The organism is Flavobacterium daejeonense DSM 17708, assembly GCF_000425425.1.
Taxonomy (GTDB): domain Bacteria; phylum Bacteroidota; class Bacteroidia; order Flavobacteriales; family Flavobacteriaceae; genus Flavobacterium; species Flavobacterium daejeonense.
In genome coordinates, this window is sequence record NZ_AUDK01000019.1 from 21,811 (window position 1) to 35,514 (window position 13,704).

The window sequence follows — 13,704 nt, forward strand, 5'->3', positions numbered from 1 at the left end:
AAATAGCTCTACAAATATGAAACAAAAAAAAGAGTTTGTATACGATATTGTATGTAGTTTGGTGATTTATAAAAATGACAGAAAGCAACTTCTAGATGCAATTGATAGTTTTTTAAACACGGATTTAGAAGTTAAATTAGTTTTAATAGACAATTCACCGACTAATGATTTAGCCAATATTAAAATTGATTCCAGAGTGGAATACGTTCATAATCCATCTAATCCGGGTTATGGTACTTCCCATAATATTGGTATAAAGAAGTTTTCTGATATTTCTAAGTATCATCTTGTTTTAAATCCGGATATATATTATTCAAAAGGAGTAATTGAAGAAATTATTTCTTTTATGGAAAAAGATAAAACTATTGGGTTAGTTATGCCTAAAGTATTGTATCCTAATGGAAAAATTCAGTATCTTGCTAAATTATTGCCCAGTCCATTTGACTTTTTTACAAGAAGATTTTTGCCATTTAAAAAGTTGAAAAAAAGGATTTCGGATAAATTTGAATTGAAATTTAGTGGATATGATATTATAATGGATGTCCCTTATTTATCAGGATGTTTTATGGTCTTTAACACTGAAGTATTAAAAAAAATAAATGGGTTTGACGAAAAAATATTTATGCATATGGAAGATTTAGATATAACACGTAGATGTAATGAAGCTGGATTTAGAACAGTTTTTTTTCCGCATCAGTTTGTTTACCACGACCATCTATATAAAACTTTCTTAACTTTTTCTAATTTGAAAATGTATTTTTCATCTGCATTTTACTATTTTAATAAATGGGGATGGATTTTTGATAAAAATAGAAAAACAGTAAATAAATTTACAATTGAAAATATAATGCGGTTAAAAAAATAATTGCTTTCAAATTGAAAGGCAATAAGTTTTTTGAAAGCATTTTAGAGCTAAAGATAAATTCAAATTTTTGAAAATAAATTAAAAAAACTGACAAATAAACAATGGAATACATACTACTGGGAATTGTTTTAGTCATCATCATGTTGCTCTATTTTAAAGTAGCAGACCGATTTAATATTATTGACAAACCGAATCAAAGAAGCTCACATACCCAAATCACATTAAGAGGTGGTGGAATCATTTTTTGGTTTTCCGCCTTGTTGTATTATGTACAGCACCTTCAGGGTAATGCTCTTTTTTTTGTTGGGATTACTCTGGTGAGTCTGGTGAGTTTTTGGGATGATATTCAGAGTTTGTCCAATAAGATTCGTATTTCGATTCATTTTTTAGCCATTACACTGGTATTTTATGAGGCAGCTGTTTTTGAAACCCTGCCGTTTTTAGGTATTGCCGTAGCTTATGTGGTGGCTATCGGATTGATTAATGCGTATAATTTTATGGATGGAATTAACGGTATTACAGGACTTTATACGTTGGTGGTCATGGGAGCCTTGTGGTATGTTAATGAAAATATTCAATTTTTTGCCGATGCCGATTTTATGAAATATGCGATGATGGCCAGTTTGGTTTTTTTGTATTTCAATTACCGAAAAAAAGCCAAATGTTTTGCCGGCGATGTGGGAAGTATAGCCATTGCTTTTTGGATTATTTTTCTGCTGGTTAAATTGGTTTTAGCAACGAGTTCTATAGTATGGTTATTGTTTTTAGCGGTTTATGGAACGGATACGGTTTGTACCATTTTGCATCGTTTGTATTTGAAACAGAATATATTTGAAGCACATCGACTGCATCTGTATCAGGTATTAAGTAATGAGTATCAAATACAACACCGTTTGGTGGCTCTGTATTATGCTTTGGCACAAGTAATAGTTTCTATTGTGGTGGTGTTTTTTTATCATAAAGTTCAGGATATAGTGTTGTTTTTAATTGTTATTCCTCCTTTACTGTTGATTTATAGCTTAAAGTTTTATTTGTTAAAAAAAAGTGATGCTCAACCCGAACTGACGAGGAGATAAACTGACGCCTTGTTCCCGTCACTTCGAGTAGCGAAGCGTCCCGAATCTATCGGGACGGGAAGTCTTGTATGTAGAATAGTTCTCGGTTCTCGATACGATTTTTAAAGCGGATGATTTGAATTACTAACGAATATTATTTTGGCTTTAAAAATCACTCGAACTGACGAGTGTTCGAATATACGTACGTCACTTCGAGTTTTTTTTGGCTTTAAAGAATGTCTTTTGAGAAAGAATTACCTTAAGCCAAAAAAGTATCGAGAAGTTTTGTTTAAACCAGAGTTCTCGATACTTCAAACCAATTTTCTGTCGCAAATTGGTTTTCAACTCGAACTGACGGTGTGGTGAACTGACGTCCTGTTTCGTTACTTCGAGTAGCGAAGCATATCGAGAAGTTTGGTTTGCAGAATAGTTCTCGATACTTCGAACTCATTTTCTGTCACAAATGAGTTCTCAACCCGAACTGACGAGGAGATAAACTGACGCCCTGTTTCCGTCACTTCGAGTAGCGAACCATATCGAGAAGTATTGTTGGCAAAATGGTTTTGTAATTTGTAACTCAAAGTCTTCTTAGTTAGCACAGTCGTATTCCCCTCTTAAGAGGGGTTAGGGGTGTGTTTTTATTAAAAAGATATAGACGTCAGTAGTAGCGAAGCGTCCGAATCTATCGGGACTAAAAGTCTGGTTTGCAGAATAGTTCTCGATACTTTGAACCCATCCCGATAGCTATCGGGACAGATAACTCACAACCCACAACTAAATAAAAAATATGAATCCTAAAATAATTCAAGGCGGTAATTTTTCCGATCATCGAGGCAGTATTTCTTTTGTAAACGACTTTAGTTTCAAAGAAATCGAAAGGTTTTACATTATCAGTAATTCCGATAAAAATCCTGTTCGAGCCTGGCAGGGACACAAATTGGATGCGAAAAATTTTTATTGTTTAAGCGGAGCTTTCAAAATTCATTTTGTGAAAATTGACAACTGGGAAAATCCGTCACCAGATTTAGTAGTAGAAACGGTTGAGGTATCGGAATCAGATTCTAAAATAGTTCATATTCCGGCGGGTTATGCCAATGCCATTGAATCCTTAAAAAAGGATTCAAAATTAATATCCTTCTCTACTTTGCCATTAGCAAGGGTAAGTGAAGATGATGTTCGTTATCCATCGGATTATTGGAAGTTAAATGGCTAATAAGAGAATTTTTCTTTCGCTTTCTCAACAAAGTGGTTGGGAGCAGGAATATGTTCAGAAGGCTTTAGAAACGCATTGGATTACTTCAGGCGGACCCAATGTGGATGCCTTTGAAGAGGGGCTGGAAAACTATTTCGGGAGCGAAAAATTTGTTGCCGCTTTAAATTCGGGAACTTCGGCTATTCATTTGGCTTTAATACTATTAGGTGTAAAAGGAGGTGATGAGGTTATTTGTCAAAGTCTGACTTTTTCGGCTTCAGCCAACCCTATTTTGTATCAGGGCGCAACTCCTGTTTTTGTAGACAGCGAATCGGATACGGGGAACATTTGCCCGATAGCTTTAGCCGCAGCGATAGAAGACCGAATAGCTAAAGGAAAGAAGCCCAAAGCAATTATAGCGGTTCATCTTTACGGTATGCCTTACAAAGTTGAAGAAATCCATTCGATTGCTGTAAAACATGAAATTCCGGTTATTGAAGATGCTGCCGAAGCTTTAGGAAGCTCTTATAAAGGGAGACCATGCGGCACTTTGGGTACTTTAGGAGTTTTATCTTTTAATGGAAATAAACTGATTACCACTTCTGCCGGTGGTGCTTTGCTTTCGGATTCCAAAGTATTAAAAGAGAAAGCTATTTTTTATGCCACCCAATCCAGAGAAGCGACTGTTCATTATGAGCATCGTGAAATCGGTTATAATTACAGAATGAGTAATATTTGTGCCGGAATAGGTTTGGGACAGTTAACCGTTTTGGATGCAAATATTGCAAAAAGAAGGGAAAACCATTTGTTTTACAAAAGCCTTTTTGAGGCCATTGAGGCGGCTGAACTTTTTGAGGTTCCTCATGCTGATTTTATTTCCAATTATTGGTTGAACACTATTTTAGTTAAAACGAATACGGTGAAAAAGAGAAGCAGGGAAACTTTAAGACTGGCTTTTGAAAAAGCGAACATTGAAAGTCGTCCATTTTGGAAACCCATGCATTTGCAGCCTGTTTTTTCTGATTATCCCTATTATGGGAAGAAGGTAGCAGAGGATTTGTTTGAAAAAGGATTATGCCTGCCTTCGGGATCTCATCTGACGGAGGAGGATAAAAACAGAATTAAAGAAGTGATTGTTAATTTCTTTAAATGATAATTGGAACTAATATGTTGTTACGTCACTTCGAGTAGCGAAGCGTCCCGAATCTATCGGGACGGGAAGTCTTGTTTAAACTTGAGTTCTCGATACGATTTTTAAAGCGGATGATTTGAATTACTAACGAATATTATTTCAGATTTAAAAATCACTCGAACTGACGAGGAGATAAATTGATGTCTAGTTTCGTCACTTCGAGTAGCGAAGCGTCCCGAATCTATCGGGACGAGAAGTTTGGTTTGCAGAATAGTTCTCGATACTTCGAACTCATTTTCTGTCGCAAATGAGTTCTCAACCCGAACTGACGGTGTGGTGAACTGACGTTTTGTTACGTCACTTCGAGTAGCGAATTGTATCAAGAAGTCTTGTTGACAAAATGGTTTTGTAATTTGTAACTCAGAGTCTTCTTAGTTAGCACAGTCGTATTCCCCTCTTAAGAGGGGTTAGGGGTGTGTTTTTACTAAAAAGATATAGACGTCAGTAGTAGTGAAGCGTCCCGAATCTATCGGGACGGGAAGCTTTGTTTAAACTTGAGTTCTCGATACGATTTTTAAAGCGGATGATTTGAATTACTAAATATTATTTCAGCTTTAAAAATCACTCGAACTGACGTGGAGATAAATTGACGCCCTGTTTCCGTCACTTCGAGTGAATTTTCAGAAAATGCGAATAGCTTTTCAGAATCCCGAAGTTTCGGGAGTATCGAGAAGCCTTGTTGGCAAAATGGTTCTCGATACTTCGAACCCATTTCCTGTCGCAAATGAGTTCTCAACTCGAACTGACGTTCTGTTTTCGTCACTTCGAGTGAATTTTCAGAAAATGCGAATAGCTTTTCAGAATCCCGAAGTTTCGGGAGTATCGAGAAGTCTGGTTTAAAAGAGCTTTCTCGAAACCAATGATTTAAAATAAAATATTAATATGAAAATAGAAGAAACATTTATAAAAGATTTAGTAATTGTAGAGCCAACAGTATTTGGAGACGAAAGAGGTTATTTTTTTGAGTCCTACAGTAAAGTTAAATTTGAAGCTTTAGGAATCGATATTGATTTTGTGCAGGACAACCAGTCTTTTTCAAAAAAAGGAACTTTGAGAGGATTACATTATCAAAATCCACCTTTTGCACAAACCAAATTAGTTCGGGTACTGGAAGGAGAAATTATTGATGTGGCGGTTGATTTACGAAAATATTCTCCTACTTTTGGAAAATCATTCAGCATTTTGTTATCTGCTGAAAATAAAAAACAATTATTAGTCCCTCAGGGATTTGCTCATGGTTTTTCAGTAATTAGTGAAACAGCTTCGGTTATGTACAAATGCGATCAGTTTTATAATAAGGCTTCCGAAGGAGGAATTCGTTATGATGATCCCTCATTAAATATCGATTGGGGAATGGATTTGAAGGAGGCTATTGTCTCTGAAAAAGATCAGATTTTACCGTTTATTGAAAATTGTAATAGTCTGTTTTGAGTTGTCAGTTATCAGTTGTGGGTTGTGGGTTGTGGGTTGTGTCCTTTGACTCTTCGTCGAGCTCAGGGCAGGCTTAGCTTAGGATGACGGTGAGTTATTGGTTTTTTGTTATCCGAGCATAATTTGTAACTAATTAAGAAAGTCTTCCTTAAAAATCTTTAAAAATTTCGATTATGACACAACATCAGACTTTACAGTTGTTTGAAAATAAAAAGATACGTACCCTTTGGGATGCTAACCAAGAGAAATGGTATTTTTCCATAATAGATGTGATAGAAGTATTGACGGGAAGTACAATTCCTAAGCGGTATTGGTCGGATCTTAAAAAGAAGCTTTCTAAGGAGGGAAGTCAGTTGTACGAGAATATCGTACAACTGAAAATGCAGTCCAGTGATGGGAAATATTATAAAACGGATGTTGCTGATACAGAACAACTTTTTAGATTAATACAATCCATTCCCTCACCTAAAGCAGAGCCTTTTAAAAATTGGTTGGCGCAAATAGCTTCGGAACGTCTTGATGAAATACAAGACCCCGAGCTGACTATCGATAGGGCGTTGGAGCAGTATTTACAATTAGGATATTCTCAAAATTGGATTAATCAGCGACTAAAAAGTATTGAGATTCGAAAAGAGTTAACGGATGAATGGAAAAGTAAAGGATTGAAAGAGGGTATGCAATTTGCAACACTGACTGATATTATTTCTAAAGCCTGGTCAGGTAAAACGACTAAAGAATATAAGGTTTTGAAAGGGTTGAAGAAAGAAAATCTTCGAGATAACATGACAAATACTGAATTAATTCTAAATATGTTGGCTGAAGCTTCTACTAAAGATATTTCTCAGGCCGTGAATCCTGAAAGTTTTGAAGAAAGTAAGGAAGTTGCCCAGCAAGGAGGTAATGTAGCCAAAGTTGCTTTACAAGAATTGGAATCGAAAACAGGAAAGAAAGTGGTTTCAGAATTGAATGCCAAAAAGATTTTGAATGCCAAGCATAAACGGCAAGAGTAGTTTGTCGAATGGGAGTATGTAGTGAAGGGCGTTTTAGTCATCGGTTGTGAGTGCCAATAGCTATTGGGATGAGTTGTGGGTTGTGTCCTTCGACCCTTCGTTGAGCTCAGGACAGGCTTAGCTCAGGGTGACGGTGAGTAGTGAGTTATGATAGGAATACAAACGTTCTGATTCTTTTTTGGCTCCCTTTAGTCCCGAAGTTTCGGGAGGGAAAATAAAAAATATAGTTCTAAGTAATGATAATATTCGCAATAATTCGTAAAATTAGATTAAAAAATAGATGAGTAAAATATTAGTAACAGGAGCCAATGGACAATTAGGTTCAGAGTTGAGAGTCCTATCGAAGGACACTTCTTTTGAATGGGTTTTTACCGATTGGCAGGAATTGGATTTGTGTGATTTGGACAATTTAGCAGCCGCTATTTCGAAAATAAATCCGCAAATTATTATTAACTGTGCGGCACATACTGCCGTTGATAAGGCCGAGTCCGAATATGAACTATCCGATGTTTTAAATCACAAAGCAGTTGCCGTTATGGCACAGTGGAGCGCTGCAAACCATTGTAAGCTAATTCATATTTCCACCGATTATGTGTTTGATGGCAATTCGGCAGTGGCTTTGACAGAAGAGGCTCCAACAGCACCCATAAATGTGTATGGAGTGACGAAGTTGGCGGGTGAAAAAGCCTGTGTGCAACACAATCCGGATGCGATTATCATTCGCACATCCTGGGTGTATTCCAGTTTTGGAAATAACTTTGTGAAAACCATGTCGCGCCTGATGCAGGAAAGGGACAGCCTGAATGTCGTGAACGACCAGATAGGCAGTCCAACCTATGCCGCCGATTTGGCGCAGGCCATCCTCACCATTATTAATCATCCAAAATGGCAATCTGGGATTTACCATTTTTCGAATGAAGGAGAGATTAGTTGGTACGAATTTGCAAAAGCTATTCAGGAAATAGGCCGTTTTGATTGTGCCGTTTCCGGTATTCCAACTTCGGCATATCCTACACCCGCTAAGCGTCCGGCTTATTCTTTATTGGATAAAACGAAGATTAAACAGGTTTACGATGTGGCAGTACCAAATTATAAAGAAAGTTTACAAAAATGTATGGAATTATTACGAATTAAAATGAATTAAAACGAATTAAAACGAATTAAAACGAATTATACTAATGGACGCAGCCAATAAAATACTTTATAAAGAAGGAAACAATGTAATAATGTTGTGAGTTGTGAGTTGTGAGTTGTCGGTTTCTTTAACTGATAACTGATAACTGATAACTGATAACTGATAACTGAAAAAAAATGAAAGGAATTATACTAGCCGGAGGTTCCGGAACACGTTTACACCCATTAACCTTAGCGGTAAGTAAGCAATTAATGCCGGTTTATGATAAACCCATGATTTATTATCCATTATCTACCCTGATGATGGCGGGAATCAACGAAATATTAATTATTTCCACGCCTCATGATTTGCCTCATTTCAAAAAATTGTTGGGTGACGGAAGTGAAATAGGATGCCAATTTAGTTATGCCGAACAGCCTGTTCCTAACGGATTGGCTCAGGCTTTTGTGATTGGAGAGGAATTTATTGGAAAAGATAGTGTCGCCTTGGTTTTGGGAGATAACATTTTTTTCGGAGCCCACATGCAGGAGTTGTTGCAATCGAACAGAAATCCGGATGGAGGAGTGGTTTTTGCCTATCACGTTTCCGATCCGGAACGTTATGGGGTAGTGGAATTTGATAGAGCATTAAAAGCCATTTCGATTGAAGAAAAACCTTTGGAACCGAAGTCCAATTATGCCGTGCCGGGCTTGTATTTTTACGACAATTCGGTGGTGGAAATTGCTAAAAACATTCAGCCAAGTGCCAGAGGAGAGTATGAAATTACCGATATCAATAAGGCTTACCTTGAAAAAGGCAAACTGAATGTAGGCATCCTAAGCCGGGGAACGGCCTGGCTGGATACCGGGACTTTTAACAGTTTAATGCAGGCTGGACAATTTGTTCAGGTTTTGGAGGAGCGTCAGGGGTTAAAAGTAGGCTGTATCGAAGAAATTGCCTGGAGACAGGGATTTATTAGTAGTCAGCAATTGAAAGATCTGGCCGAACCTTTGAAAAAATCGGGTTATGGAGAGTATTTGTTGGGATTGTTGAAACATAAGTTGTAAAGATATTAGGATAATAAGACACTCTGAAATGTTATTTTACTTTTAGAGTCACATTATATTGTCGATTTGATAAAATTTTTTGATTGTTAGAAGTTTCTTCCTGAGTAATGTTTTTTTTACAGTTTTTATGTCTTATTTTTGGGGTCTGAATTAAAGAGGGGTATTTTGAGAAATAGTAGTAACAGAGGGAGAGATGATAAAAGAATTAAGGTTTCTTTATCTAGGGAAAATTTGATTAGGAGTATTCATAATCTGAGTTATTTGCCCCGCTGGATTGTGGTTGGGATTGATTTGACTGTACTTGTAGCTAGTTTTTTCTTTACAAAGCTAATTATCAATGGTGTTGGTTTGCAATTTATTGTTTTTAATTATAAAGCTATATACATCTCTTTTATTTTAGTAATTAATCTTTTTTCTTTTTGGATTTTTCGCACCTATTCCGGGATTATCCGCCATTCTTCTTATACGGATGCGATTAAGTTATTATTTTCTCAGGTTTCTGTTTTAGTATTTTTTGTCAGTTTAAATTTTGTTTACGAATATTTTAACGGCTACAAAATTTACCTGAATACCGCCCTGTTTATTAACATGGTCATTTCTTTTTGTGGCTTGTTTTTGTATCGCGTGGTAGTGAAACAGGTTTTCGAACAGTTTTTTTCTGAAAGAAATGATATTAAATTACCGCGAACACTGATTTACGGAACGGATGCCAATGCTTTGGCGGTAGCTAATGCACTGAAATTAGAGGTGCCGAGTCGTTTTAAGATTGTGGGTTTTGTGGACAGAAACAGCCAGAATTCCTCCAAGCGAATGATGGATTTACCTATTTTAATTCAAAAGAAAAAGCTGCCCACACTGATGCGTTCCGTTGGGGCGGAAAGTGTTATTATTGCGGATAAGAGTTTGTCTAAAGAAGATCGATTGGTTATCGTAGAACAATGTCTGGAATTTAATTTCAAAGTCTATATTGTGCCGTTGATTACCGATTGGGAAAACCAAAAAGAGATTTCTCAAAAGGTAAAAAGCATCCAGATTGAGGATTTGTTAGAAAGAAAACCTATTGTTTTAGACGGAAAATCCATTTCCAAGCAGTTAAAAGATAAAACGGTATTGATTACCGGTGCTGCCGGTTCTATTGGTAGTGAAATTGTCCGACAGGTGTTGCAATTTAAACCCAAAAGAATCATTGCAGTCGATCAGGCCGAAACGCCTTTGCATCATTTAAGTCTGGAGTTGAAAAACACGGATACCGAAGCAGTTATCTTAACCATCGTAGCCGATATCCGTAACAGAGATGCAATAAACATCCTTTTCAAAGAATACCTGCCGGAAGTGGTGTATCATGCTGCGGCCTATAAGCATGTACCTTTGATGGAAGAAAATCCTTCTCAGGCGATTTTGACCAATGTCGAAGGAACTAAAAATCTGGCTGATTTGGCCTGTGAATATAAGGTAAGAAGCTTTGTAATGGTGTCAACAGACAAAGCTGTTAACCCGAGTAATGTAATGGGAGCCAGTAAACGTATTGCTGAAAAATACGTGCAGTCGTTGCAATTGAAATACAATAGCAATAACGAGAAAAAAAGCACCAAATTCATTACGACCCGTTTTGGAAATGTATTAGGATCTAATGGATCCGTTGTTCCTTTATTTACCCGACAAATTGCCGAAGGAGGTCCTATAACCATTACCCATCCGGATATCATTCGTTATTTTATGACCATTCCAGAAGCCTGCCAACTCGTTTTGGAAGCAGGTGCAATGGGAAAAGGAGGCGAGATTTATATTTTCGATATGGGCAAACCGGTAAAAATTATCGATTTGGCTCGTAAAATGATTAAACTGGCCGGTTTTATTCCGGATGAGGATATTAAAATTAAGATTGTAGGCTTACGTCCGGGAGAAAAATTATACGAAGAATTATTGAACGATACCGCTAAAACTATTCCTACCCACCATCATAAAATCATGATTGCTCAGGAAGTACAGGAAGAGTTTGAAATTTTGCATGACGAAATTGAAACCCTCATCACTATTGCCAACTTCCATAAAAAAGACGCTATCGTATCCAAAATGAAAAAAATCGTCCCGGAATTCAAGAGTATGAACTCTACGTTTGAAGTATTAGACAAATAATTTTTTACAGTTTATATCATTAAGTAGTTAAGGGAATTAAGGATTCTTAGGTAGCAAAAAAAAAAAAAATGAACCAGTGAGTTGAGTCCCGATAGCTATCGGGATGAGTTATACGACAGGGTGTAAATCTGATGTCCTCAATTACCACCAAACACATTCCCCTCTTTCAGAGGGGTAGGGGTGTGTAAAAACTAGCAGTAAAGCTATCCGTAACGATTATAAAAAATAATTTGTGTAATCTGCGGTAAAAAAAACTTATGTGACTTATGTGGGTTTTAAAATTTAACCGCAAAGATTCACTAAGCTTTCCGCAAAGCCCACAAAGGGAATAAATTAATCCGCAACGATTATAAAAAATAATTAGCGAATTTGCGGTTTAAAAAAACAAAACAGTTTACGTAGCTCTAAAAAACTGATTATTCCCGATAACCTCCTTTAACGGATTCAAATCCTTCAGTTTTACCTTGTCATCAAAAGCAGCAATATGCCTGTCATGATGCACATCACTCCCCACAAAATCATACAGCCCCTTTTGTAGCAGACTTTCGGCAATCTTAGCAATATTTTCCCCGTAATAACCCGTCACCGCCAGTAAATTCAATTGGAACAAACAACCCGCTTTTTTAAGCCTGTCATATTCAGCGGTATTTTTATGGTAAAACAGATAACGCTCCGGATGCGCCAAAACAGGAGTATAACCCGCTACCTTCAAATCAAACAGTGTAGAATACAACTGAATCGGTGCATTGCTATACGATATTTCCACCAGCACGTAATTGTCCTTCAGAGTCAGTAACGGTTGGGTTTGAAACAGTCGTACAAACTGCTCGTCCATCATGTACTCGGCAGCAGCCTTAAACGGAGTACTAAACCCTTTTTCTGCAAGTGCTTTAACCGTGTGGTTTTGGTTAGCAATAATTTGCTCATGCGTATTCTCCCAAAAATGCTGAATAATATGCGGAGTACAAATAAATTCACTGACCCCAAAGCTTAGCAAAGCTTTAGTCAGTTGCAGCGTATCAGCAAAAGTCTTAGCACCATCGTCAATCCCGGGCAGTAAATGCGAATGAATATCAATATGGTTATCCGGAATCAAATCCTTCAAAACCGATTTGGATTTTAAAAAACTAAACATGCTGCAAATATAGGGAAAAGAGTTGTGGGTTGTTCGTTGTCCGTTGTCAGTTATCCCTTATACGTTATGGGTTGTGAGTCCCGATAGCTATCGGGACGAGAAGTCTTGCTTGCAATGTCCTTTTCAATTACCACAATCATATTCCCCTCTTCCAGAGGGGCTAGGGGTGTGTAAAAAAACAAGAGTATAAAATTTTCGGTTTTCCCCAACCCTAAAGGGAGCCGAAAATTCAGAACGTTCTTTATTAATAACAACGTCCTATTTCTTTTTCCCATCCTTTAGGGATGGGGAAGGAAAAAGAAAAAACAAAAACCCCCCAGTTTTTTTCCACCCTTTAGGGCGGGGAAAGAAAAAAACTTTAGGGGTAGGAGAAAGAAAAGAAATGAAATGAAATGAAAAGTTTGTTCTCTATCGATATCAACAACTCATCCCGATAGCTATCGGGACTCACAACCCAGAACTCACAACCCACAACCCTTTTTTAGGTTAATAATCGAAAATAATTGCGTAGTCTCACAATCCCTTAGTATATTTACTCCTAAGGAAACAGATTATTCGGATTCATGAATCAAACGAACAAACAGCAACCGGACTGGTTATTTGAGATAACGCCTAAAAACAAATTCTTTTCATTGAATTTAAAAGAAGTGTGGCGTTACCGCGATTTACTCAGTCTTTTTGTAAAAAGAGACATCGTTACGGTGTATAAGCAAACCGTTTTAGGGCCACTTTGGTATTTAATTCAGCCCTTATTTACCTCCATAACGTTTACGATTGTGTTCAATAATCTGGCAGGAATTAGTACCGGAGTCGTGCCCCCTTTTCTGTTCAATTTGGCCAGTATTACGGTGTGGAATTACTTCACCGCCTGTTTCACCGGAACATCCAATACCTTTGTGTCCAATGCCGGAATTTTTGGGAAAGTCTATTTTCCCCGAATCATAGCCCCGTTGACCACGGTAATTTCCAATTTGCTGAAATTTGGCATCCAACTCTTTATCTTTTTTGTTTTTTATGCTTATTTTTATTGGAAAGGAGCACCTTTACATTTTAATTGGGCGACCCCTTTTTTCCCGTTTACCGTTATTGTAATGGGAGTTTTAGGCTTAGGACTCGGAATGATTATTTCGTCGATGGTCACTAAATACAGGGATTTAAGTTATTTGATTGGTTTTGGAGTACAATTGTTGATGTACATTTCGGCGGTCATTTACCCGATGGCATTAATTGAAGAAAAAATCCCCGAATACGCCTGGATCATTCAGTATAATCCCCTGGCTTATATTGTCGAAACCAGCCGTTATATGTTGTTAGGAATAGGTGAATTGCCCTTAGGCGGAATGCTATATACCCTGATTTTTACATTTTGTATATTTATATTTGGAGTATTATTGTTTAACCGAACAGAGAAAAGTTTTATTGATACGGTGTAATTTAGTGAGTAGTGAGAAGTGAGTAGTGAGAAGTGAGAAGTGAGTAGTGAGAAGTGAGTAGTGAATAGTGAGAA

11 protein-coding genes are annotated in these 13,704 nt (G+C 37.1%); 10 read left to right on the forward strand and 1 reads right to left on the reverse strand.

Features of this window, described 5'->3' with window-relative positions:
- Positions 1-16: 16 nt before the first annotated feature.
- From H599_RS0113110 to H599_RS0113155, 9 genes are all read left to right on the forward strand, one after another.
- Positions 17-865 (forward strand): glycosyltransferase, encoded by an 849-nt coding sequence (locus tag H599_RS0113110; protein ID WP_035141636.1) that lies wholly within the window; start codon positions 17-19, stop codon positions 863-865.
- A gap of 101 nt (positions 866-966) precedes the next feature.
- On the forward strand, positions 967-1,941 hold the full coding sequence (locus H599_RS0113115) for an MraY family glycosyltransferase (RefSeq protein WP_026714551.1): 975 nt from the start codon (positions 967-969) through the stop codon (positions 1,939-1,941).
- A gap of 766 nt (positions 1,942-2,707) precedes the next feature.
- Positions 2,708-3,133: a WxcM-like domain-containing protein gene (locus H599_RS0113120; protein ID WP_026714552.1), complete on the forward strand. Its 426-nt coding sequence runs from the start codon at positions 2,708-2,710 to the stop codon at positions 3,131-3,133.
- On the forward strand, positions 3,126-4,265 hold the full coding sequence (locus H599_RS0113125; RefSeq protein WP_026714553.1) for a DegT/DnrJ/EryC1/StrS family aminotransferase: 1,140 nt from the start codon (positions 3,126-3,128) through the stop codon (positions 4,263-4,265). The genes H599_RS0113120 and H599_RS0113125 overlap by 8 nt, the downstream gene beginning before the upstream one ends.
- 921 nt (positions 4,266-5,186) lie before the next feature.
- The gene (rfbC, locus tag H599_RS0113135) at positions 5,187-5,735 is read left to right on the forward strand and encodes a dTDP-4-dehydrorhamnose 3,5-epimerase (RefSeq protein WP_026714555.1); all 549 of its coding nucleotides are present in this window, start codon (positions 5,187-5,189) and stop codon (positions 5,733-5,735) included.
- A gap of 173 nt (positions 5,736-5,908) precedes the next feature.
- On the forward strand, positions 5,909-6,745 hold the full coding sequence (locus tag H599_RS0113140) for a BRO-N domain-containing protein (RefSeq protein WP_026714556.1): 837 nt from the start codon (positions 5,909-5,911) through the stop codon (positions 6,743-6,745).
- A gap of 280 nt (positions 6,746-7,025) precedes the next feature.
- On the forward strand, positions 7,026-7,889 hold the full coding sequence (gene rfbD, locus H599_RS0113145; RefSeq protein ID WP_026714557.1) for a dTDP-4-dehydrorhamnose reductase: 864 nt from the start codon (positions 7,026-7,028) through the stop codon (positions 7,887-7,889).
- Positions 7,890-8,056: 167 nt separating this feature from the next.
- Positions 8,057-8,926 carry a glucose-1-phosphate thymidylyltransferase RfbA gene (rfbA, locus tag H599_RS0113150; protein WP_026714558.1) on the forward strand — a complete coding sequence of 290 codons (870 nt, stop codon included), beginning with the start codon at positions 8,057-8,059 and terminating at the stop codon, positions 8,924-8,926.
- 204 nt (positions 8,927-9,130) lie between these two features.
- A complete protein-coding gene (locus H599_RS0113155) occupies positions 9,131-11,062 on the forward strand; it encodes a polysaccharide biosynthesis protein (protein WP_051590750.1) in 1,932 nt (643 codons plus the stop codon).
- Positions 11,063-11,456: 394 nt separating this feature from the next.
- On the opposite strand, the gene H599_RS0113160 is transcribed toward H599_RS0113155, so the two are convergent.
- The gene (locus H599_RS0113160; protein ID WP_026714560.1) at positions 11,457-12,197 is read right to left on the reverse strand and encodes a tyrosine-protein phosphatase; all 741 of its coding nucleotides are present in this window, start codon (positions 12,195-12,197) and stop codon (positions 11,457-11,459) included.
- A gap of 563 nt (positions 12,198-12,760) precedes the next feature.
- Between H599_RS0113160 and H599_RS0113170 the strand changes: the two genes are divergently transcribed.
- On the forward strand, positions 12,761-13,630 hold the full coding sequence (locus H599_RS0113170; RefSeq protein WP_026714562.1) for an ABC transporter permease: 870 nt from the start codon (positions 12,761-12,763) through the stop codon (positions 13,628-13,630).
- The last annotated feature ends 74 nt before the right edge of the window (positions 13,631-13,704 follow it).

What these genes read in the sequence shown, in the direction of transcription:
- H599_RS0113110 (WP_035141636.1), top strand. Translation starts at nt 17, where the DNA reads ATGAAACAAAAAAAAGAGTTTGTATACGATATTGTATGTAGTTTGGTG.
- H599_RS0113115 (WP_026714551.1), top strand. Translation starts at nt 967, where the DNA reads ATGGAATACATACTACTGGGAATTGTTTTAGTCATCATCATGTTGCTC.
- H599_RS0113120 (WP_026714552.1), top strand. Translation starts at nt 2,708, where the DNA reads ATGAATCCTAAAATAATTCAAGGCGGTAATTTTTCCGATCATCGAGGC.
- H599_RS0113125 (WP_026714553.1), top strand. Translation starts at nt 3,126, where the DNA reads ATGGCTAATAAGAGAATTTTTCTTTCGCTTTCTCAACAAAGTGGTTGG.
- rfbC (WP_026714555.1), top strand. Translation starts at nt 5,187, where the DNA reads ATGAAAATAGAAGAAACATTTATAAAAGATTTAGTAATTGTAGAGCCA.
- H599_RS0113140 (WP_026714556.1), top strand. Translation starts at nt 5,909, where the DNA reads ATGACACAACATCAGACTTTACAGTTGTTTGAAAATAAAAAGATACGT.
- rfbD (WP_026714557.1), top strand. Translation starts at nt 7,026, where the DNA reads ATGAGTAAAATATTAGTAACAGGAGCCAATGGACAATTAGGTTCAGAG.
- rfbA (WP_026714558.1), top strand. Translation starts at nt 8,057, where the DNA reads ATGAAAGGAATTATACTAGCCGGAGGTTCCGGAACACGTTTACACCCA.
- H599_RS0113160 (WP_026714560.1), bottom strand. Translation starts at nt 12,197, where the DNA reads ATGTTTAGTTTTTTAAAATCCAAATCGGTTTTGAAGGATTTGATTCCG.
- H599_RS0113170 (WP_026714562.1), top strand. Translation starts at nt 12,761, where the DNA reads ATGAATCAAACGAACAAACAGCAACCGGACTGGTTATTTGAGATAACG.